This is a genomic window from Salsipaludibacter albus (genome assembly GCF_019798055.1).
GTDB classification, from domain to species: Bacteria; Actinomycetota; Nitriliruptoria; order Nitriliruptorales; family Nitriliruptoraceae; genus Salsipaludibacter; species Salsipaludibacter albus.
The window spans coordinates 362,476-384,676 of the sequence record NZ_JAHOPH010000001.1 but is presented as its reverse complement, the minus strand read 5'-3'; the positions used below and the strand labels follow the sequence as shown (position 1 = coordinate 384,676).

The window sequence follows — 22,201 nt, the reverse complement described above, 5'->3', positions numbered from 1 at the left end:
GGGGTCAGTCGGGGTCGGCGGTGACGAGGGGGAGGCGGCGGCGGCCGCGGGAGAGGACCTCGGCGATGTCGAGGACCTCCAGGGAGCCGTCGGGGATGACGCCGTCCTGGACCTGGTCGGCGATGCCGTCGGTCAGCATGGTGACGCAGAACGGGCACCCGGTCGCGACGATGTCGGCACCGGTGTCGATGACCTCCTTGACCCGGTTGACATTCACCCGCTCGCCGATGTCCTCCTCCATGTACATCCGCGCGCCACCAGCCCCACAGCAGAACCCACTGGCCCGCGAGCGCTCCATCTCGACGGCGTCGATCCCCGGCACGGCCGCGACGACGGCCCGCGGCTCGTCATAGACCTCGTTGTGCCGGCCGAGGTAGCAGGGGTCGTGGTAGGTCACGCGCTGGTCGAGCGTCTCGGTGCCCTCCAGCCGTCCCTCCTCCACGAGGCGTGCCAGCAGCTGGCTGTGGTGGACGACCTCGAAGTGGCCGTCGAAGTCGGGGTACTCGTTCTTGATGGCGTTGAAGCAGTGCGCGCACCGGGTGATGATCGTCTTCTTGTCGGCCCCGACCGACTTCAGGTTCTCGACGTTGGCCTCGGCCAGCATCTGGAAGATGTACTCCATCCCCAGTCGCCGGGCCGGATCGCCCGTGCAGGTCTCGTTGTTGCCCAGGATCGCGAAGGACACGCCGGCGTCGTGGAGCAGCTCGGCGGTCGCGACGGTGATCTTCTTGGAGCGGTCGTCGACCGAGCCCGAGCAGCCGACCCACAGCAGGTGGGTGACGTCGTCGTCCAGGGTCGTGCCGGGCACGGCCCGCGGGATGTCGAAGTCGAGGCCGTCGGTCCAGTCCTCGCGCCGGGCCTGGCCGACCCCCCACGGGTCGCCCGAGTTCTCGACGTTGCGCAGCATCACCCCCGCCTCCTGCGGGAACGACGACTCCATCATCGCCTTGTAGCGACGCATGTCCATGATCGTGTCGACGTGCTGGATGTCGACCGGGCACTCCTCCACACACGCCCCACAGGTCGTGCACGACCACAGCACGTCGTAGTCGATGACGCCCTCGCCACCGGGGCTGTCCGACACCAACGGCAGCGACAGCAGGTCACCGGCCTCCTCGTCGGACTCCCGTCCCAGCAGCCAGTCGCCCTTGTCGTACATGTGGTCCCGCAGGTCCATGACCAGCATCTTCGGGCTCAGCGGCTTGCCGGTGTTCCACGCCGGGCACTGGCTCTGGCAGCGGCCGCACTCGGTGCAGGTCATGAAGTCCAGGAACTTGTCGAACGTGAACTGCTCGACCGCGCCGACGCCCAGCACGGTGTCCTCGTCCATCGCCTCCATGTCGATCGGGGTCGTCGACAGCTTGCCCAGGGCCTTGTCGCGCTCGGGGTCGCGGGACAGTTCCTGGAAGGGGATGGTGAGGATGTGGAGGTGCTTGGACCGCAGCGTGAAGTTGAGGAACCACAGGACGATGGCGAGGTGGACGACGAGGTTGACCGCGGCGACCCACTCGAGCGTGGTCGGGTCGATGCCGGCCAGGGCGTCGCCGAAGGCCGACGAGACGAAGGCGGCCTGGGTGGGGGCGTGGTCCTCGGCGAAGCGGATGCCGTGGGCGGTCCAGATGGTCCAGATGACCAGGAACTCCGCGGCCAGCACCCACCAGCCCTGGCGCAGGTTCGACCCGGCGAAGCGCGAGGAGCGCCCGGTCCGGCGGGGGTCCTGCGACCAGCGGATGACGGCGAAGATCGCGATGCCCAGCACCGACAGGACACCGAACGCGTCCTGGAGGAAGCCCAGGACGTCGTAGGCGCTGATCCCCGCGACCTGGATCGATGCCAGGAACGGGAGTTGGAAGCTGGGACCGACGAACAGTTCGCCGGCCGCCTCGAGCAGGGTGGTCTGGAGGACGAAGAAGGCCCACATCACCCAGAAGTGGGCGACGCCGGGCAGTGACCAGCGCAACAGCTTGCGGTTGCCGAAGATGTTGGTGACCGCGTTGCGGACGTTGGCCGAGAAGGCGTTGCGGATGCTGCGCTCCGGCGCGGGCGCGGCGGCCCGGGTCAGCTCGTACAGCTCCTGGCCGCGGCGCAGTGCGAGGGCCCCACCGACCCCGATCACCACCAGTCCCGCAACGATGCGAAGGATCACCAGCAGTGGTTCGGAGTCCATCCTCGCCTGGCCTTTCGATGTCCGGGTGGGCCCGCGGCCGGCTGCAGGCCGACGCCTGCGGGAGTCTAGTAGCGGCCCGGTCGGCGGTCGTCGGACCGGTGGGACGACGTCGTCAGCCGCCCAGTTCGGTGAGGCCGTGGTCGAGGCCGAGGCGTTCGCAGGCGTCGTCGAGGTCGCCGCCCAGCCGGCCGGGCTCACGCGGTGCGACGACCTCGGCCGACATCGCCCAGGTCGAGGGCTCCTCGTCGGCCAGCACCTGGCTGTCGAAGCCGATGATGGTGGCGCCGCTGTCCGCGACGGCGCGGGTCACCTCGGCCAGCAGGCCGGGCTGGTCCGGTCCGTACACGCTGAGCAGGTGGGTGGCGGGCGGGGTGGGTCCGCGACCGGAGGCGGGCGCGACGCTGACCGAGATGCCCAGCGGGGCCGTGGCCGTGTCCAGGTCGGCCTGCAGCGCTTCGGGCGTGTCGGGTGTCCGGACCTGGAAGACGACGGCGACGTGACCGGCCAGGGTCGTCATCGTGGCCTCGGAGACGTTGCTGCCGTGGTCGCGCAGCACCTCGGCGATGGCCGCGACGATGCCGGGGCGGTCCGTGCCGAGGGCGGTGACGGCGACGTCGGCCATGGCGGGCTCTCACAACGGGCCGGGGGCGGTCGGACGGGTCCCAGCCTAGTGCGCGGGTCGACGAGCGCACGGGGCCGCAGGACCCGCCAGGGCGTACGCTCACCGGGCAATGACCCGTTCCGCGCTCCGCCCCACCCGCTCCCTGGCCCTCGCCGCCACGGGGCTTGCCGTCGTGCTCGGGCTGTCGGCGTGTGACGGTGGGGTGTTCGGCAGCCCGGTCAGCCCGTCACCGACCGAACCGTTGGTGGCCGACGAGGGCCAGGTCGGCGACACCGCTGCGCCGAACGAGGCGGTCTCGGTCCCGCCCCTGCACGACTCGGTCGACGACTGGCCGACGGCCAGGGTGGTGGTCGACCCCGGCGACGGGGCGGACCTGGTCGCCGTCGACGTGCTGCTGGCCGAGACCCCGGAGCGGCGACGACACGGCCTGATGGAGGTCCCGGCCGTCCCGGACGACGTCGGGATGCTGTTCGTGTACGACGAGGACCAGGACGGGGCGTTCTGGATGAAGGGGACGCTGACCGAGCTCGACATCGCGTGGATCGACGACACCGGTCGGATCGTCGACGTCGCCACGATGCAGCCGTGCACGTCCGACCCGTGCGAGACCTGGGAGCCGTCCGGGGAGTACCGGACTGCCCTGGAGGTCCGGGCGGGCTGGCTCGCCGACAACGCCGTCGAGGTGGGCGACCGCGTCATGCGGGACCGGGCCGACGGCTCCTGACGGACGCCGCACGGCTGCCGTCCGGGGCGGCTCGGTCGGCTGGCGCCTGACGGCGAGGCCCCGCGCCGACGACGCAGTCCGTGAGAACTAGGCTGGGGGCCGTCCTCCTTCCGCGAACCGGGCACACGCGCTTGACGTCGGTCACCACCACCCCGCCCACGCCCGTCGTCGCGTTCATCACCGACAACGGCCACGGGATGGGCCACATCACGCGGCTGTACGCCATCGCGCGTCGGGCCCGTGGCCGGTTCACGCCGGTGTTCATCACGATGTCCGAGGGCTACCCCGTGCTGGCCGCCGACGGCATCCCACGGGAGTACCTGCCGTCCAAGGACAAGCTCGGCGTCGCCCAGTTCGAGTGGGTGGACGCGATGGCGCCGTGGATCCTCGACGGCCTCGCGGCGACGGCCGCCGCCGCCGTGGTCGTCGACCACGTCGCTGCGCCGAAGCTCGCCGCACCCCTGCAGCCGGTGATCGGCGACACCACGCTGGTCTGGTCGCGACGCGGCATGTGGAAGCCCGGACGCAACCTCGGCAACGCCAACGAGGGTCCGGGCGTGTTCGACTCGATCGTCGAGCCGCTGGACGTCACCAGCCCGCTCGATCGTGGTGCGAGCGCCAGCCATCGCGCCAGGGTCACGGCGGTCCCCCCGATCACCCTGGTGCACCCCTCGGAGTACCTGGATCGCGACGAGGCACGGGACGCCCTGGGCCTCGAGCGCGACAGCCTCGCGATCCTCATGCAGGTGACCGGGCCCGACGCCGAGCGGATCGAGGGCATGATCGGCCGGGTCGCCGGCATCCTGCAGGACCGCGGGAGCACGGCACCGATCCAGCTGTTCGCGCCCATCCACGTCCTGCACGACGACAACCTCGAGCCCAGTCGCCCGGTGGCCGAGGGCGTCACGACCGTGCGCCGCCGGGTCTACCCGATGGCCAGGTACCTCCAGGCGTTCGATGGCGTGATCTCCACCACCGGCTACAACTCCTTCCACGAGGTGTTGCAGAGCGGCGTCCCCGGGCTGTTCGTGCCCCGCGACTCCGACACGCTGGACGACCAGCCGGCCCGGTCGCGGGTCCCCGAGCTGATCGGTGCCGGCCTGCACGCCGAGCGGCTGGGCGATCCCGACGTGCCCGACAAGCTGACCCGGCTGCTGGACCCCGTCCTGGCGGCGGGCAGTCGAGCCGCCAGCCGGACCCTGTTCAAGCGCGACGGCGCGGCCGCCTTCGCCGACCACCTCGTCGCCCTGCTCGACCGTCGACCCGACGACCCGCAGCCACCGGGAAGCCTCCGGCCCGGCCGCCCCGTCCTGTCGGCGTTCCTGCCCGGGCTGTCGCTGGTGTCGGCACTGCACGTCGACGACGCGACCCTCGAGGAGCTGTGCCGGGTCCTCGAGGACCGGGTCCCGTCCGAACGACGTCACACCGTGTTCGTGCTGGTCAACGGTGGTGACGGCCGCTCGCTGCGCCGGGTCGGGGTCGCGCAGGTCCGCGTGATGGGCCCCGACGAGTGGGCCTCGCTGGACACCGTGCAGGACTACGAGGCCTACCTCGCTCGCCGGGCCGAGGTGCTGGACGCCTGCCTCGGCCCGGTGCGGGCCGTCGCGACCACCTCGCCGGACTGGATCGACGAACTGGCAACCTGGGAGTGGGACTGAGATGAACCTGTCCAAGATCCGCCTGCGAACGGTCGCCCCGCTCGCGTTCGGCGCCTTCGTAGTGGTCGCACTCGTGCTGTGGTTGCTGGGCGAGTACGAGCTCATGCTGCTGCTGGCCATCGGCGTCGTCGCGGTGCTGCAGTTGCTGGTCGTCTTCCTGCTGCGTCGGCTCACCCGCAAGGTCGGGACCGGCCGCCTGCTTGACGCGCTGAAGCGCACGGAGCGCGCCCTGGCCGACATCGAGTCACCTCCCGAGCACGCCGAGCGGCTGCTGTTGCTCCAGGAGGCGGGGCGCGAGGCCCTGATGGCCCAGCACCGCGAGCTGATGGCCGAGGCGCGCGACGAACAGCAGCGCATGATCGCCGACGGCCAGGACGCGGTCCGGGCCAGCATCGACGGTCAGCGTGAGACCCTCGACCGTCGGGTCGCCGAGCTGGAGCACGACCTCGAGATCGAGCACCGCAAGCTCGGGGCGGGCGTCGTGCGCCAGGTGCAGGGCGTGCTCGCGCTCTACGAGGACCTGCAGCCCGGACGAGGACTCCCCAAGACCCGCCCGTGGGCAGCCACGGCGGACCTGCTGCACACGATGGTGCGGCTGGTCGTGGATCGCCGGCCCACGACCGTCCTCGAGGTGGGGGGCGGCGACAGCACTGTCCTGTTGGCGCTCGCACTGCGCCACGTCGGCCACGGCCGGATCGTGTCGTTGGAGCACGACGAGCACTACCTGGGGCTCACCCGTGCGCTGGTCGACGACTGGGGCGTGGCCGACCTCGTCGACCTGCGCCATGCGCCCCTGGTCGACGTCCAGATCGGCGACGAGTCGTGGCAGTGGTACGACCCGGCGGCACTGCCGGACGGCCCGATCGACCTGCTGTTCGTCGACGGTCCGCCCGGGGGGCTGCAGGCCCAGTCGCGCTACCCGGCCGTCCCGTTGTCGTGGAACCGGCTCGCAGCGGGCGCCACGATCGTGCTGGACGACTACGCACGTGAGCATGAGCAGGCGTTGGTCGACCGGTGGTTGGGGGAGCATCCCGAACTGTCGTTGGTGGTCGAGCCCGACACCAAGCAGACCGCCATCCTCACCCGGGACGGGACGTTGTCCTGACCGGGGCGGTCAGGCCGGAGGGTCCGTCGCCCGGTCGTCGTCGAGCCGTTCCTCGATCGCCCGGAGGCGCTGCTCGAGGACGGCCAGTCCGAACAGGACGTCGCGCTCCGTTGGCCCCGTCGAGGATGCCGGAGCTCCGTCCTTGCCGAGGTTGCGACCCGCGCGGACGGCCCGACGTGCCACGCGGCGGGCACGCTGCCACGCGAAGCGCCCGGCCAGCTTCGCGGTCTTGCCCGCCCCGGAGTACTTCAGGTGGTAGCGGGCGCTCTCCAGCGGGTCGGTCGTGGCGCTCCCCGTGTCCAGGATCCGGTTGAACGACGCGACGTTGTCCTCGCGCACCGCCTTGACGAGCGCACGGGACAACCCGCCGGTCGAGCGCTCCTGGAAGGCCTGGTCCACGGTCGCCTGGTCGTACTGGGCGAAGACCCCGCGAAGGATGTCGAACAGTTCGCGACGCAGGTCAGGCGGTGTCTGGCGAGAGATCCAGCCCATCTGCGAGATGGCCCAGCCCAGCAGGGTCGTGCGGTACTGCTCCTCGACGTCGTGGTCGACGAGCCACTGGTGGATGGTGTCGTGGTGCTGGAAGATCCTCAGCAGCCGCGCGTCCACCGTGGCCCGGGTCTGGCCCACCCGCTCGACGCGGTGGTAGCACAGCACCTCGGGGACGACGACCAGGGACTCGGCGGTCAGCACGGTGAACCAGTGGAACGGGTTGTCCTCGTAGAAGTAGTCGCCCACGGGGAAGCGGATGGCCGCGTCGTCGAGCATGGACCGACGATAGATCTTGCGCCACGGCACCGCGATGAAGGACAGGAACTGTCGGGTCGTCTCGCGGTCGAGGCGGTGGACCCGTCCGGCCAGCTGTTCCCACTGGCGTTTCTCGGGGGCCTCGGCCGTCGAGCCGTCGGTGTCGTCCAGCAGGGCGTACTTGCACATCGCGAGGTCGGCGTCGGCCTCGACGGCGGCCTGCAGCAGCTTGCCGAACATCTCGGGGTCGTACAGGTCGTCACCGTCGGCGAACCCGACGTAGTCACCGGTCGCCCGGTCCAGCCCGGCGTTGGCCGCCGTCGCGACACCGCCGACCGAGTTCTCCTCGAGCAGCACCGGCACGATCCGGGGGTCTCGGGCGGCGTAGTCGGTGATGACCCCGGGGGAACCGTCCGACGACCCGTCGTCGACGACGATGATCTCGAGGTCGTCGAGGGACTGGCCGACGATCGTGTCGAGACAGTCCTCGAGGTAGCCCTCGATGTTGTAGCTGGTGACGATCACGGAGAGACGAGCCATGCGGGGGCGTCCTTCAGGTCAAGGCCCTGGAGAGGATGGAGTCGGCCAGTGCGGGGTCGTGCTTGCAGCGGATCCGCGTGTAGTCGCCCAGGTCGATCCGCAGCAGGTGGTCCTGCAACAGGGCGTCGAAGCGCACCCGATGGCCCGAGTCCAGGCGGCCGCTGGCCCAGTCGCTGACCCGCACGACGAGGCTCCAGTAGTGGTGTGCGTAGCGGCGCCGCAGGTCAGGATGGGCCTCGAGCAGGTCGTAGGTCTCGTCGAGCGCGGCGAACAGGGTCAGCCTGGCCTCGGACCGGTCGTTGCTGATGTTGGTGCCCGACGACTCCACGACGTGGGTGCAGACCTTCTCGTCCAGCAGCACGATCGAGTCGGCGAACAGCAGGGTGTACCAGTGGCCCAGGATGTCGTTGTGGACCGGGGTGGTTCCGAAGCGCAGGCCCGCCCGTCGGTAGGTCTCGGTGCGGAGCACCTTGTTCCAGGGGTAGTTGGAGAACCCCAGCAGTCGTGGGAAGGTGGCCAGCGTGCCGACCCGTCGTCGGGTCGTGCCGACGTAGAGGGCCCAGGTCTCGTGGTCGAAGGTGTTCATGCCCGTGCGGTCGGGCTGGTCCCCACGCCGGTAGTCGTAGGGCAGGACCACGAGGTCGGCGCCCGTGTCGTCGAGCGCGCGCACCGCAGCGCCCAGGGCGGCGGGGTGGACGATGTCGTCGGCGTCGAAGAACAGCGTGTAGCGACCCTCCGCGACGTCGAAGCCGGTGTTGCGGGCGACCCCGGCACCGGCGTTGGTGTCGTGGAACAGCGCGACCACGGCGTCCTCGCGCGAGGCGAGGTCGCGCAGGACCTCCGCCGTGTCGTCCGTGGAGGCATCGTCGACCAGCACGACCTGCACCCGCAGCCCGTCGGTTGCCAGCAGGGTCTGGGCCAGGTGCTCGATGGTCGAGCCGGCGTCGTGCACCGGGATCACCACGGACAGGTCCGGCGCGGACGCGGGGGGAGGCGACGTTGCCCCGGAGCCGGAGGGGTCGTTGGAGGTCATGGGTCACTTCGTGGTGATCGGGGAGGGGCCACGACGGGCACGGATGCGTGCGGCGACACCGGTGTGGACGTCCGACACCCGCACGACCGGCAGCAGCGTCCAACCTTATCGGCTGTCAGCAGGCGATCCATGGCCGGCGGTGCACCCGCTCGGGCAGGGCGACGCCTCCCCTCGGGGCCCGACAGCGTCGCTGCTACGCTCCCGCCCGTGCCGGGCACTCGTCGTCCCCGGCCGGTCGTGTCGTGTTCGTCGCCTCCACCGGGGTCATCCGTGAGCGAATCCAGGTCCGTGCGGGCCCGCCGCCGCCTCGGCACCCGGTACGGCGTGGTGGCTCTGGTGGTCGTCGGCAACCTCGCGACCCTGCCGCTGGTCGATCGTGGGGCGTCGTTCCTGCGGGAGCCGGACGCGAACTGGCAGGTGACCGAGCGCGCCGACACGGCCGACATCGTCGAGCTCGGCGAGCGTCTGGAGAACGTCGAACAGACCCACAACGTGTTCATGGCACTCGAGCCGGTGGCGGAGGGCGCCGACGTCCACGTCCTGGGCGAGGTCGACGAGCTCGACGTCGGGGGGAAGTACCGGGATCGGCTGGTGGGCTTCGTCCGACCGAGCTCGTTGACGTTCGACCGCGACCTCGACCCGTCCGTCGCGGAGTCCGTGGTGGCCCAGCTGGACGGCACCGACCACATGTCGCGCACCGGGACGATCTGGACCGACCCGACCGGCGAGGCGGACGGCAAGCCCGGCCACCGCTGGCGTCTGTACCTGGGCAGCGACGACGTCGACGAACTGTGGATCATGACCACCACGGAGGCCGACGGGCGCCCGACCATGCACGTGGTGGATGCCTCGCTCCTGCCCGCCGAGACCCGCGGCGAGGTGCGCGGATGGTGATCGAGCTCGCCGTCGTCCTGCTGCTGCTCGCCACGGGGGTCCTGCTGCTGCAGGCGGTCGGCTGGTCGGGCTGGGCGGTCCTGCCGCTGGGCTGGCTGGTGGGCCTGGCCGTCCACGTGGCCGTGATCCACGTCCAGGCCGTGCTGCGGATCCCGACCAGCGCGCTCTTCCCGTTGGCGCTGGTCACCGCCGTGGCGGCGCTCGCGTGGCTGTTCGGCCGCCGGTCCGGGCGCGCCGTCCCGTTCGACCCGCTCGTCGTGGCGGTCACCGTGGTCGCCGTGGCAGGCGTCGTCGTGGTGGCCTGGGAGGCCAACCTGGTCCGCTACCACTACGACTCGATCCGCTACCTCGTGGCCACCTCCGTGATCGCCCAGGGCGACATCGCCTCGCTGTCGGAGAACCTGTTCATGAAGCGGCTCAGCAGTGCGAGCCTGCTCAACACCTATGCGTTCCTCGGGGACGGGTTCTACCTGCGCTCACTGATCCCGCTGACCTCGCTGTCGACCCTGGCGACGCTGTACTGGGTGCTGCAGGTCGGGCTCCCGCGGGTGACCACGGTGCGTCGCGCCGCACCGGTCGCCGGGGTGCTCGGCATCGGGTTGCTGGTGTCCAACTACGGGTACCTCTGGCACAGCTTCTATATCAACGGCCACCTGTTGTTCGCGGCCTTCGCGCTGATGGCCACGGGGGCGGCCTGGCTGCTCGCCCTGGAGGTCGCGCCACCCCGGGTCGGCCTGGTCGTGATGATGCTGGCCGGGGTGGTGGGCGCGCTGCTGTCCCGGGAGGAGGCCCCCCTGCTGGTCGCGCTCGTGCTGGTCCCGGTGCTGCTGACGCCGGCCATCGACCTGCGGGTGCGGCGGCTGCTGGCGCTGACGGCCGGCGTGACGATCCTGCTCGAACAGGCGCTCCTGGCCACCCTGCTCGGTCGCATCGACCTGCCGGTCGAGTCCGAGGTGCAGTACCTCGCCGTGCTCGGCCTGGTGCTGGTGGTCGTGGCGCCCGTCCTCGGTGCGGGTTGGGTGCGCCGTTCCTCGCGACTGCTGGTGTGGATCGCCGAGGCGGGCCTGTGGGTGGCGCTGGGCATCTACGCGGTCGCGGACGACGACGTCCTGCGCGACAGTGCCGTCGCCGAGTGGACCAACTTCGTGCTCGGGGACGGCCTGTGGGGACTGGCGATCGTCACCACGGTTGCGCTCGTCGTGTGGGCGCTGGTGCGTCCGCCGTTCCCCCACCGATCCATCCTCCGCTTCCCGGTGTCGGCGTTCCTGCCGATGGCCTTCCTGCTGGCCTACCTCCGCGAGGGCGCCTTCCGCGCCGGCCCCTACGACTCCATGAACCGCATCGTGCTGCAGGTCGTCCCGCTCGCGGTGCTGTTCGTGATGGTGGCGGTGTCGGCCGAACGGGGCGCGCCCGCCGACGACGAGCGTGGCGACCTCGACCCCGCGCCCCGGGACGTCTCGAAGGTCACTGCCTGAGCCGACCGGGGTGCGACCGGGCGGACTCGCGCCGACCGACCGCACCAGGCGGGTCGTCGGCCCGGTGGCCAGTACCCTCGACCCACGTGCTCCCCGAGGGTCCGACTCGGCCACGCCGGCTCCGCGGGCCACGGTCCCGACATCGGCCCGTCCACGAGGTTCGAGATGAAGCTGGTCGTCCAGGTTCCCTGCCTGAACGAGGAGGCCACGCTCCCGCAGGTGCTGGGGACGATCCCCCGACAGATCGACGGCATCGACGAGATCGAGGTCGTCGTCATCGACGACGGCTCCAGCGACCGGACCGTCGAGGTCGCGTTCGAGCACGGCGCCGACCACGTGGTCCACCACGTCCGCAACATGGGGCTGGCGCGGTCGTTCCGGGACGGCATCGACCATGCCCTCGCGCGTGGCGCCGACATCGTCGTCAACACCGACGGTGACAACCAGTACCCGCAGGACCGGATCCCGGACCTGGTCCGCCCGATCATCGAGGGCACCGCCGACATCGTGATCGGCGATCGCCAGACCGCGACGATCGCGCACTTCTCGGGGTTCAAGAAGCTGATGCAGCGGGTCGGCAGCCGGGTCGTCAACCGTGCGGCGCGCACCGACCTGCCCGACGCCGCCAGCGGGTTCCGGGCCTACTCGCGTGCCGCGCTGATGCGACTCAACATCGTCACGCAGTTCAGCTACTGCATGGAGACGATCATCCAGGCCGGCAACCGCCGGATGCGCATCGCCAGCATCGAGATCGAGACCAACCCCAAGACCCGCGAGTCCCGGCTGTTCAAGAACATCTGGCACCACATGTTCAAGTCGGGCATCGCGATCGTGCGCAGCTACCTGATGTTCCGGCCCTACGTCCTGCTGTTCACGCTCGGCACGATCTTCGGCCTGCTCGGCCTGATCCCGTTCGTGCGGTTCGGGTTGTTGTTCTTCCTGGAGGAGTCCGGTGGGCACGTCCAGTCGCTGATCTTCGGCTCGTCGATGCTGGTGGCGTCCTTCGTGTGCCTGGCACTGCTGGTGCTGGCGGACCTGCAACGCACGAACCGGATCCTCCTCGAGGAGACGCTCGAGCGTCAGAAGCACCTCCAGTACGACCAGGTCGGGCGCCCCTTCGACCCCGCGATGAAGGTCCCTGCCGCCGACCGCGCGATCGCCCGGGACGAGGCCGACCTGCCTCCCGTGCGGGAGCGTGTCGGGCCCACGGGCTGACGACACGACGCGTGGGCCGGCCAGGCGTGCCGTCCCTCGGCCGGTCGGCTCAGCGGTGCCACCAGACGGCGTCGTAGTCGGACCCGGGCCGGTGGAAGAAGACGTCGTCGCCCCCGCTGCCGTCGAAGTCCCCGGTGAACACGCGGTACCGCGACGTGATGCGGGGCCGGGGCTGGGGCTCGGTGAACCCGTCGGCACGGCCCAGCCACAACGGGTCGACGGCGGAGCCCGGTGCGTTCCACAGCACGTCGGTCCGTCCGTCGGCGTCGAGGTCGCCGGTCGTCGGCTCGTAGGTGCCGCGCACCGAGATGTCCCGGTCCGCGAAGGATCCTCGTCCCCGGCCGTACCACAGTCCGTCCGGGTCGTCGCCCGGCCCGTACCAGAACACGTCGCCGTGGCCGTCGCCGTCGAAGTCACCGGGCAGCGGGACGAAGTCACCACCGACGGTCACGCGGACGTGGCTGGCGAAGCGTCGTCCGGATCGTCCGGGCCAGACGTAGTCGCGTCCGCCACCCGGGGCGTACCACAGGACGTCGTCGGCCCCGTCCGCGTCGAAGTCCCCGACGACCGGGTCGTACGTGCCGACGACCGAGGTGGCCACCGAGGCGAATCCGGTGCTGGTGCCGTACCACAGCCAGTCGGGGTCGGATCCGGGTCCGTACCAGAACACGTCGTCGCGACCGTCACCGTCGAAGTCCCCGACCCGTGGGTCGTAGGTGCCCACGACGTCGATGGGGACGTAGGTGAAGTCCCCCGAGTCGCCCCGCCACAGGGCGTCGTCGTCCGATCCCGGTCCGTACCACAGGACGTCGTCGGCGCCGTCGCCGTCGAAGTCACCGGAGAGCGGGACGTAGCCGCCCGACACGGCCGTGACCTCGAGGTCCATGCCGGGGGGTGGGAGCGGGTCGCATCGTCCGACGCCGCGGGTCAGGTCGCACAGCTCGGAGCCCGTGGCCCAGGCCAGGTCGCCGTTGCGCGAGTTGCGGCCCAGCGGCAGCGACGCCCGGATGTCCCGGGAGTACCCGGTGTCGCCGCGCAGCCAGTGGCGATGCTCGCGCTGGGAGTCGCGCCAGCCCAGGAACGGGGCGGTGACCGGCGACGGGCCGAACGCGGCCACGGCGAACCCGCGGTAGCCCTGTGCCCGGGCCGGGTCGACGTACCAGCACCGGAAGGTCGAGCTCGTCCCCAGCGTGCAGGTGTGGGCCTCCATCCCGCCACGCCGGGCCACGGACGAGTCGACGTCCACGCCGACCAGCCGTCCCGAGCCGTCCACGAGCTGGTCGTAGATGGTCTTGCAGGTGTTGTTCCGACAGGCGTACCAGGGTGCCCACACGGTCGAGAAGCTGGGGCTGGTGCACCAGCGTCGCGCGATGAACGCGGTGGTGAAGTCCGCGATGAACGACGCGTCGATGCGGTCCGAGGCCGAGAACCCCTGCAGCGAGGCGTCGTCCCAGGCCCAGGCCCCGATCCCCGGATGCCAGAAGGCCTTCTGCCAGGAGGTCCGGTCGCCGTAGGAGTACAGCGCCGACTGGTCGTCCCACCGGCTCAGCGTCATGGGGGCGGGCGCCTGCGTGGTGGGGGCGCCGGTCTCGGGGAAGGACGGGGCGAGCACCAGGGCCGCGAGCTCGCCCACGGTCAGGCGGTTCGCGGGCGTCGCGCAGTCGTCGTGGTAGGTGGCAGCCGCGTCGAGGACGACGTCCAGCGGCCCGTCGCCGAAGGTCTGGTCGGCGGCCGCGGGCGCCGCGGGCAGCAACGCCACCACGGCCGCGAGGACGAGCGCGACCGGGCCCAGCGCACGCAGGGACGACCTCGGGCTGGTCATGATCCGCTCGCCCACAGGACCAGGCGGGCGTCATCGAGCGCGGCCGGACCGGACGCGGCCACCAGGAAGTCCACGGTGGCACCGGGCCCCAGGTCGCCGGCCTGCAGCTCGGCGGTGGGGTCGACCGCCAGGACCCGGCCGTCGGCGTCGATCCAGGCGGCGGCGACCACCAGTCCCTCGACCGCCTCGGCGGCCCGGGCCGAGCCCAGGGCCACGGCGGGGTGGGGGCCGGTTTCCGGATCGGTGTACAGGTAGGTGTCGACCTGCTCGGGGTCGCTGACCCCACGCTGCCAGAAGGTGCCGAGGCGGAGACCACGGGCAGGCTCGCCGGACGCGTCCGCTGCCTCGACAGCGACCTCGACGTCCGCGTCGTCGGCGAGGTCCGCCACCTCGAGCAGGAACGGCGCCGGCTCGCCAGATCGCAGCACCGGGAGCGACACCGTGGCCGTCACCCCGGCTGCCGACACGGTGACGGGACCCACCGGCCCCGACCGGCCGTTGCGGACCAGTCCCTGGACGGTGCCGTCCCGGACCGTCACCGATTCCGCCAGGACGGTCACCTCGCCGTCCAGCAGCTCGGCCCAGTCGTCTCCGGTGTAGCCCGCCACCTCGGCCACGGGGTCGGGGCTGGTCGATGGCTCGGGCACCGATCCCTCGGCGGCCGGGGACGGCGAGGGCAGGACGATCCCGTCGTCGGCCTCCGGCAGTTGCTCGGGGAGGGTGGGTGCGGGCGGGGCGGGCGCCAGGGCCGTCCCGGGAGCGGTCGCCGGGGAGGCGCAGCCCGCCAGGGACGCCACGACGACGACGACGAGGAGCCGGGCGGCGTGCCGGTGGTCAGGCATCGGTGCACGGCTCCGGTCGGCGGTCGGTGGCGATGGGGTCAGTCACCCGACACCGGGACGTAGTCACCACGCACGGTCGTGGATGCGGGGGCGAAGCCACCGGACCGGCCGTAGTAGATCCAGTCGGCCGCGCCGTTGGGCCCGTACCAGAAGATGTCGTGGCGCCCGTCGTCGTCGAAGTCGCCGGCGAACGGACGGTAGGAACTGCCGGCGATCGGCTCGGAGATCGCGCCACGCAGGGTCCCGTTGTCCGCGCCCCGGAACCAGGCGTCGGCACGCGACCCCGGCCCGTAGATGAACACGTCGTCGTTGCCGTCGCCATCGAAGTCGCCCGTGACGGGGCGGCCGTCCAGGCGGATGTCGACCGGAGCGGCACGCTGGAAGCGGTAGTCGCCACGGCCGAGCCAGACCTCGTCGTAGCCGCCGCCCGGCCCGTACCAGAGGATGTCGTCGCGTCCGTTGCCGCTGAAGTCGGCGACGGCCGGGCGATACGTGCCCTTGACGTTGACGCTGGGACCCGGCCGGAACCCGGTCGGGTAGCCGAACCAGATGTAGTCGGGCATCGAGCCCGGCCCGTACCAGAAGATGTCGTCGACGCCGTTGCCGTTGAAGTCCCCGACCAGTGGCATGTAGTCGCCGTTGACCTCGACTCGTGACGAGGTGTCGAACCGCCCACGCGTGCGCGTGCCGTTCCAGCGGTAGTCGGGTGCCGTGCCCGGGCCGTACCAGACGATGTCGTCGCGACCGTCCCCGTCGAAGTCCCCGGCGATCGGGTAGTAGGTGCCGTTGACCTCGAGACGTGCGGACACGTCGAAGGCGCTGTCGCGCCCGTACCAGATGGTGTCGTAGTCGGAACCGGGGCCGTACCACAGGACGTCGCCGTGGCCGTCGCCGTCGAAGTCGGCGTCGATCCCGGAGTGCGTGGCCCCGACCTGGTCGATGGCCTGGCCGGCGACGGTGTCGTCGCCACCGCCACCACCGCCGCCTCGCCCGACGTCGCCCGTGCAGTCCGTGGCCTCCCAGAAGCTGGTCTGGCAGCGTGCGCCCGGCCAGGTCATCGAGAAGTGCACGTGGTCGGTGTGCGGGCTCGAGCCGGTGTAGTCCCGCCAGCCGTCCTCGACGGCCCACGAGTAGATGCTCTCGCGGTTCCAGATCATGTACATGATGCCCATGCGCCGCATGCCGGCGTGGTCGTTGCCCCACGGGTCGTCACCCAGGACCCACGACGTGAAGGTGTCGCCGATGGCGCGCTCGCCGCTGTCGTAGGAGTTGAGCATCCAGTCGACCGCGCGGCCCTCCTTGTGCTCCGAGCGACCGCCGACCGAGCAGTCACGCGAGATCCCGTACCTGGTGGTGCCGTAGGTCCGGGTCAGCAGGTCGGCGAGGGCCAGCGCACCCGGCTCCTCGTCCGGGTCACAGGTGTCCTGGGGGTCGGAGCCGGACAGGGCCTCGGCCGAGCTCGGCATCCCGCTGGGCCAGCTGGGGACCGGGGGCGCGGCACTGCTGGAGGCGCTGGACGAACTGGTGATGGCGGACGAGCCGTCCAGCAGGCCTTCGGCCGCCAGCGTGTCGGACGTGTCCAGGTCCTCGGTCGTCGCGAGGGACTCGACCCGCTTGGCGCCGTCGTCCTGCGTGTCGTCGTCCGCATGGTCGGCGTGCTCGTCCTGCTCGACCAGCGGCGAGACGAAGTGGACGGTCCAACCGTCGTCGTCGAGGAAGGCGTCGAACCCGGCGATCGCGGGCGAGTCCTGGGCGCAGCGCGCGATCCCGGTGGCGCGATCGGCCTCGGCCTCGGTCGGCTCGATGAGCGGCTCGACGTAGCCACCCACCTCGAACTCGTCGACGGGGACCGCCTCGAACGTCAGCTCGACGGCCTCGACCGGGCAGGACTCGTCCGTCTCGAGGTCCAGCGGAAGTCGTCCGTCCTCGACCGCGGCGACGGCGACGGCCTCGCGCAGGTCCGGGTGCGCGGCGTCGGCGTCACCGGGGGCCGGAGAGGTGGTCGGCTCGGACTCCTGTGCGACGGCCGGTACGGCGACCACGGCGACCAGGGCGGCGGCGGCCAGGGGACGGAGCAAACGCACGATGGGCATCCGAGTGACGGGGAACGAGGCACGGGTCCGGCAACCCGGGGTGACCCGGGGCCGGGGTGACGACGTGCCCCGGAAGTTTGGTGCCGCTGAGTTGCAAAGTCAAGTGAAGTGGCGCCTGTCACCTGTATGCCATCAGTGTGATTCAGATGGCCTTGTGCTCATACGTGGACCCAAGTCGACGCAGGTGGCCCGCCGTCGTTGACGAGTTGAGCAACACCACCGCCGCGATCGGGCGTGTCGGCCCGTCCGATCGGCCATCCGGCCACGCAGGGCCGCGGAGGAGCCGACCTCGACCGACGCTGCGTGCGAGGGACGCACGGGAACCGGGGCGGGTGCAACCGCAGCCGATGGTCAGTGGTGGTCGTCGGGGTCCGGCGCGGGGCGCGGCTGGGGACGCCACGGCCGGCGGCCGGGTCGTCCGCGCGAGCTGAGCCGCTCGCGACCCCAGAAGTCGACCATCAGGGTCAGCGGGACCACGACCAGGAAGGCCAGGACGATCCACTGCCACGGTGCCATGTTCGCCTCCGGGGTCGTTCGTCCGGCCTGGGGCCATCCTAGGACGATGGCACGGCCGGTGTCGCCCGGGCCCGGATGGCGTCGGGTGACGCGCATCGCGGTGCAACGGGATCTGCATCGCCACGGGGTTGGCGATTATCTGCGTGATGTACGCGCAAGTTTTCTGTTGCGCAGGGTGTCCGCAGGTTTGAGATGGAGGCGAGCCGACGTACAGTGGGGGTCGAGCGGCGTCGCCCGCACCCCAAGGTTTCCCCACAGCGCGTCCGAGAGGATCACGATCATGGCACGAGCAGTCGGAATCGACCTCGGCACCACGAACTCCGTGGTGGCCGTCCTGGAAGGTGGCGAGGGCGAAGTCATCGCCAACGCCGAAGGATCACGCACGACGCCGTCGGTCGTGGCGTTCAAGAACGGCGAGGTGCTCGTCGGCGAGGTCGCCAAGCGCCAGGCCGTCACCAACGCCGACAACACGATCCGGTCGGTCAAGCGCCACATGGGCCAGGACTACAAGGCCGAGGCCGAGGGCAAGACCTACACCGCCCAGGAGATCTCCGCCCGCATCCTGATGAAGCTCAAGCGTGATGCCGAGGCCTACCTGGGCGAGGACGTCACCGAGGCCGTCATCACGATCCCCGCCTACTTCGACGACGCCCAGCGTCAGGCCACCAAGGAGGCCGGCGAGATCGCGGGACTGGACGTGCTGCGCCTGGTCGCCGAACCGACCGCGGCCGCGCTGGCCTACGGGCTGGAGAAGGAGGACGACCAGACGATCCTCGTCTTCGACCTCGGCGGCGGCACCTTCGACGTCTCCGTGCTGGAGATCTCCGAGGGCGTGTTCGAGGTCAAGGCCACCCACGGCGACAGCCAGCTGGGCGGTGACGACTGGGACCAGGTCCTGATCGACTGGATGCTCAAGGCCCTCAAGGACAACAACGGGGTCGACCTGTCCAGCGACAAGATGGCCCTGCAGCGGCTCAAGGAGGCCGCCGAGAAGGCCAAGATCGAGCTGTCGTCGTCGCAGCAGACCTCCATCAACCTGCCGTTCCTGACCGCCACCGACGCCGGTCCGCTGCACTTCGAGGAGACCCTCACCCGGGCGAAGTTCAACGAGCTGACCTCCGACCTGCTCGACAAGCTCAAGGGCCCGTTCGTCCAGACCATCAAGGACGCCGGCATCGACGTCGAGGGCCTCGACCACGTGATCCTGGTCGGTGGCTCGACCCGCATCCCCGCGGTCAAGGACCTGGTGAAGGACCTGACCCACGGCAAGGAGCCGCACCAGGGCGTCAACCCCGACGAGGTCGTGGCCATCGGTGCCGCGCTGCAGGCCGGGGTGCTCAAGGGCGACGTCAAGGACGTGCTCCTGCTGGACGTCACGCCGCTGAGCCTGGGCATCGAGACCAAGGGCGGGGTGACCCACAAGCTGATCGAGCGCAACACGACCATCCCGACCAAGCGCTCCGAGGTGTTCACGACCGCGGACGACAACCAGCCCGAGGTCGAGATCAAGGTGCTGCAGGGCGAGCGCGAGTTCAGCTCGGACAACAAGCTGCTCGGCAAGTTCAACCTGACCGGCATCCCCCCGGCGCCGCGTGGCATGCCCCAGATCGAGGTCACCTTCGACATCGACGCCAACGGCATCGTCCACGTCAACGCCAAGGACCTGGGCACCGGCAAGGAGCAGTCGATGACCATCACCGGTGGCTCGGCGCTGCCCAAGGACGACATCGAGCAGATGATCAAGGACGCCGAGTCCCACGCCGCCGAGGACGCCAAGCGCCGCGAGTCGGTCGAGCTTCGCAACCAGGCCGACACGCTGGTCCACCAGACCACCAAGACGCTGTCCGAGCACGGCGACAAGGTCGACGAGTCGCTGCGGGCCGAGATCGAGCAGGCCAACAGCGACCTCAAGGCCGCCCTCGACGGTGACGACGACGACGCGGTCAAGGAGAAGATGGAGCAGTTGGCCAGCACGTCCCAGCAGCTGGCGCAGGCCATCTACTCCGCCGACAACGCCCAGTCGACGACGCCGCCCGCCGACGGTGCCGCCGGTGACGACGCCCCGATGGGCGACGACGCCGACGTGGTCGACGCCGAGATCATCGACGAGGGCGACGACCAGGAGTCCGCGGGCTGACCGCGGTCACCACCCCCCGGTGGGGCCGACCGGCCCCACCCACGCACGACCCAGACCCGCATCCGGGGAGGAGGAACACCATGGCAACCATCACCCGCTTCGATCCCTTCCGCACCGCCGGCCTCCACGACGAGGTCGAGCGCATGTTCCGCGAGGTCGCGGGGCTGCAGGGCGGCGACCGTGACGCCCCGGCCACCGCCGGTGCGTTCTCGCCGGCCCTGGACGTCCGCGAGCACGCCGACGAGTACACGCTCTACGTGGAGCTGCCGGGCGTCGACGCCGACGACGTCGAGATCACCCTCGAGGAGAACGTGCTGACCATCGCCGGTGAGCGCAGCTTCTACGACGACGTCGAGACCGACGAGTTCCGTCGGGTCGAGCGTCGCTTCGGCCGCTACCACCGCGCGGTCCGCCTGCCCGACCGGGTCGACGGCACCGCCGTGTCCGCTCGCTACCGCGACGGTGTGCTCACCATCCGCGTGCCGAAGGCCGAGGAGGCCAAGCCCCGTCGCATCGCGATCGAGGCCTGAACCGTCGCACACGTCACGGCGCACGCCGCGCTCCACGCCGGCCGGTCGGGTTCGCCCCGACCGGCCGGCCGTGAGCGATCACCACGCGCCGATCGACCCCGGCCCACGACGCCATCCCGGCCCACACCGACGACGACCGACCGGTCGACCCCCAGCCGGCCGACGCCGATCGTCCCGCGCCGCGGGCCGACCAGGACACGGACGATCCCGACGGCGGCAACCACCCGGATCCGGTCGTGGCCGACGAGACCGTCCCGGACTGGGACCGGCTGGCCGACGATGATGCCCGCACCCCCGGTCAGCTCCTGGCCGCGCTCGACGCCACCGAGCGCAGCCGCGACGACTACCTCGAGTCGCTCCAGCGCAAGCAGGCCGAGTTCGAGAACTTCCGCAAGCGGATGCAGGTCCAGGGCCAGGCCCAGCGGGTCGCCGGCCATGCCGACGTCGCCGGCCGGATCCTGGAGGTGCTCGATGACTTCGACCGCACGATCGCCTCGATCGCCGACGACGTGGACGACCCCGTCCTGACCGGCATCTCCCTGGTGCGCGACAAGCTCATGAAGGCCCTCGGCGAGGTCGGCCTCGAACGGGTCGACGACCGGGGGGCGCCGTTCGACCCCAACCGCCACGAGGCCGTCCAGCAGGTCCCCGGCGACGGGATCGTGGAGCCGGGTGGCGAGCCGGTCGTGGCCGAGGTCCTGCGACCGGGCTACGTGCTGGGACCCCGGGTCCTGCGCGCCGCCATGGTGGCGGTCGCCCAGTGACCACGCCCACGTCGCGGACGTGCCGGCCCGTGGCCGGCGCACGCCGTTCCTGACCTTCCCCACGACCATCCCCGACACCCGAAGGCGAGGTGACCGATGACCCCGAAGCGCGAGTGGCTCGACACCGACTACTACGCCGTCCTCGGCGTGTCGGAGGACGCCGACCAGGACACGATCAAGAAGGCCTACCGCAAGCTCGCGCGGGCCCACCACCCCGACTCCAACCCCGACGACCCCAACGCCGAGCAGAAGTTCAAGGAGGTCGGCGAGGCCTACGCCGTCGTGGGTGACGCCGACACGCGCACCGAGTACGACGAGCTCCGCCGCCTCGGTGCCGCGGGCCTGGGTGGCCTCGGCGGGGCGGGCCGTCCCGGGGCCGGTGGGTTCGGCGGGGGTGCCGGCGACCTCAACGACCTGCTCCAGGGCCTGTTCCAGCAGGGACGCGCCGAGGGCGGCTTCCCGTCCGGCATGGGTGGGTTCGGTGGTGCGCCCCGCCGGCAGCGTCGCCAGAAGGGCCGTGACTTCGAGGCGACGGTCCAGGTCTCGTTCGGTGACGCCTTGGCCGGGGCCCGGACCCGGCTGCGCATCAACGGCGACGGACCCTGCGACACCTGCCACGGCTCCGGCGCGGCCCCCGGGACCAGCCCCACCACCTGCCCGACCTGCCACGGCAGTGGCCAGGTCACGGTCGACCAGGGGCCGTTCTCGTTCGCCCAGCCCTGTGGCACCTGCGGGGGCAACGGCCAGGTCATCGCCGACCCGTGCGCCACCTGCAGTGGCACCGGACGGGTCGTCAAGCCCCGCGAGCTGACCGTCCGGATCCCCGCCGGTGTCCGTGACGGCGCGGTGATCCGCGTCGCCGGGCGTGGTGGTCCCGGGAGCAACGGGGGACCGGCCGGCGACGTCCTCGTCACCGTCGAGGTCGAGCCCGACGACCTGTTCGGCCGCCGCGGTGACGACGTCACCCTGCGCGTCCCGCTGACCTTCGCCGAGGCCGCCCTGGGCACCAAGCTGACCGTGCCGACGCCGCAGGACGAGCAGCGCACCATCCGGATCCCGGCGGGCACCGCGTCCGGGCGCACGTTCCGCATCCGTGGGCAGGGTGCACCGCGCGGGGGCAGGAAGAGCGGCCATGGTGACCTGCTCGTCACCGTCGACGTCGAGGTGCCCGAGGAGCTCACCCGGGAACAGACCGACCTGCTCGAGCAGTTGCACCAGTTGGACGACACCAGCACCCGCGACGCACGCCTCGGTCGTGGCGCACCGACCTGACCACCGTCCCGATCCACCACGCCCCCGTCCCCCCGTCACGACCCA

At 71.2% G+C, this 22,201-nt stretch carries 18 protein-coding genes; 10 read left to right on the top strand and 8 right to left on the bottom strand.

The genetic code is table 11. From position 1 onward, the window contains the following. Positions 1-4: 4 nt before the first annotated feature. Together KR546_RS01805 and KR546_RS01800 are read right to left on the bottom strand one after the other, a co-directional pair. On the bottom strand, positions 5-2,167 hold the full coding sequence (locus KR546_RS01805) for a (Fe-S)-binding protein (RefSeq protein ID WP_238442976.1): 2,163 nt from the start codon (positions 2,165-2,167) through the stop codon (positions 5-7). A gap of 112 nt (positions 2,168-2,279) precedes the next feature. After that, the gene (locus KR546_RS01800; protein ID WP_238442975.1) at positions 2,280-2,789 is read right to left on the bottom strand and encodes a glycine cleavage system transcriptional repressor; all 510 of its coding nucleotides are present in this window, start codon (positions 2,787-2,789) and stop codon (positions 2,280-2,282) included. 109 nt (positions 2,790-2,898) lie between these two features. Here KR546_RS01800 and KR546_RS01795 point away from each other — a divergent pair, with 109 nt between their 5' ends. From KR546_RS01795 to KR546_RS01785, 3 genes are all read left to right on the top strand, one after another. After that, a complete protein-coding gene (locus tag KR546_RS01795) occupies positions 2,899-3,513 on the top strand; it encodes a DUF192 domain-containing protein (protein WP_238442974.1) in 615 nt (204 codons plus the stop codon). Between the two features lie 131 nt (positions 3,514-3,644). Continuing rightward, entirely contained in the window at positions 3,645-5,171 is a 1,527-nt protein-coding gene (locus KR546_RS01790; RefSeq protein ID WP_238442973.1) for a glycosyltransferase family 28 protein, read from the top strand. Between the two features lies 1 nt (position 5,172). Continuing rightward, positions 5,173-6,276: a class I SAM-dependent methyltransferase gene (locus tag KR546_RS01785; protein WP_238442972.1), complete on the top strand. Its 1,104-nt coding sequence runs from the start codon at positions 5,173-5,175 to the stop codon at positions 6,274-6,276. A 9-nt stretch (positions 6,277-6,285) separates the two neighbouring features. Here the strand turns inward: KR546_RS01785 and KR546_RS01780 are convergent, their stop codons facing one another. Together KR546_RS01780 and KR546_RS01775 are read right to left on the bottom strand one after the other, a co-directional pair. Further along, positions 6,286-7,563 carry a glycosyltransferase family 2 protein gene (locus KR546_RS01780; RefSeq protein ID WP_238442971.1) on the bottom strand — a complete coding sequence of 426 codons (1,278 nt, stop codon included), beginning with the start codon at positions 7,561-7,563 and terminating at the stop codon, positions 6,286-6,288. A gap of 13 nt (positions 7,564-7,576) precedes the next feature. Beyond that, positions 7,577-8,596: a glycosyltransferase family 2 protein gene (locus KR546_RS01775; RefSeq protein WP_238442970.1), complete on the bottom strand. Its 1,020-nt coding sequence runs from the start codon at positions 8,594-8,596 to the stop codon at positions 7,577-7,579. Between the two features lie 270 nt (positions 8,597-8,866). On the opposite strand from KR546_RS01775, the gene KR546_RS01770 reads away from it, so the two are divergent. The 3 genes from KR546_RS01770 (at position 8,867) to KR546_RS01760 (ending at position 12,180) form a co-directional block, all read left to right on the top strand. After that, positions 8,867-9,490, top strand: coding sequence for a hypothetical protein (locus KR546_RS01770; protein WP_238442969.1), 624 nt, complete (start codon positions 8,867-8,869; stop codon positions 9,488-9,490). Next, entirely contained in the window at positions 9,484-10,965 is a 1,482-nt protein-coding gene (locus KR546_RS01765) for a hypothetical protein (protein ID WP_238442968.1), read from the top strand. Before KR546_RS01770 ends, KR546_RS01765 begins: the two co-directional genes overlap by 7 nt. Positions 10,966-11,130: 165 nt before the next feature. Then, positions 11,131-12,180 (top strand): glycosyltransferase family 2 protein, encoded by a 1,050-nt coding sequence (locus tag KR546_RS01760; protein ID WP_238442967.1) that lies wholly within the window; start codon positions 11,131-11,133, stop codon positions 12,178-12,180. 49 nt (positions 12,181-12,229) lie between these two features. Here KR546_RS01760 and KR546_RS01755 read toward each other — a convergent pair whose 3' ends face one another. The 4 genes from KR546_RS01755 to KR546_RS01740 form a co-directional block, all read right to left on the bottom strand. Beyond that, a complete protein-coding gene (locus KR546_RS01755; RefSeq protein ID WP_238442966.1) occupies positions 12,230-14,002 on the bottom strand; it encodes an FG-GAP-like repeat-containing protein in 1,773 nt (590 codons plus the stop codon). Continuing rightward, positions 13,999-14,844 (bottom strand): hypothetical protein, encoded by an 846-nt coding sequence (locus tag KR546_RS01750; protein ID WP_238442965.1) that lies wholly within the window; start codon positions 14,842-14,844, stop codon positions 13,999-14,001. Before KR546_RS01750 ends, KR546_RS01755 begins: the two co-directional genes overlap by 4 nt. Positions 14,845-14,882: 38 nt before the next feature. Then, on the bottom strand, positions 14,883-16,928 hold the full coding sequence (locus tag KR546_RS01745) for an FG-GAP repeat domain-containing protein (protein ID WP_238442964.1): 2,046 nt from the start codon (positions 16,926-16,928) through the stop codon (positions 14,883-14,885). Between the two features lie 360 nt (positions 16,929-17,288). Further along, positions 17,289-17,453, bottom strand: coding sequence for a hypothetical protein (locus KR546_RS01740; protein WP_238442963.1), 165 nt, complete (start codon positions 17,451-17,453; stop codon positions 17,289-17,291). A gap of 280 nt (positions 17,454-17,733) precedes the next feature. Here KR546_RS01740 and dnaK point away from each other — a divergent pair, with 280 nt between their 5' ends. From dnaK to dnaJ, 4 genes are all read left to right on the top strand, one after another. Then, on the top strand, positions 17,734-19,590 hold the full coding sequence (dnaK, locus tag KR546_RS01735) for a molecular chaperone DnaK (RefSeq protein ID WP_238442962.1): 1,857 nt from the start codon (positions 17,734-17,736) through the stop codon (positions 19,588-19,590). A gap of 80 nt (positions 19,591-19,670) precedes the next feature. After that, complete coding sequence (locus tag KR546_RS01730; RefSeq protein ID WP_238442961.1) at positions 19,671-20,120, top strand: Hsp20/alpha crystallin family protein; 450 nt, start codon at positions 19,671-19,673, stop codon at positions 20,118-20,120. Positions 20,121-20,356: 236 nt separating this feature from the next. Continuing rightward, complete coding sequence (locus tag KR546_RS01725; protein ID WP_238442960.1) at positions 20,357-20,884, top strand: nucleotide exchange factor GrpE; 528 nt, start codon at positions 20,357-20,359, stop codon at positions 20,882-20,884. A gap of 96 nt (positions 20,885-20,980) precedes the next feature. Further along, positions 20,981-22,156, top strand: a complete 1,176-nt coding sequence (gene dnaJ / locus KR546_RS01720) for a molecular chaperone DnaJ (protein ID WP_238442959.1) — start codon at positions 20,981-20,983, stop codon at positions 22,154-22,156. Positions 22,157-22,201: the final 45 nt, after the last annotated feature.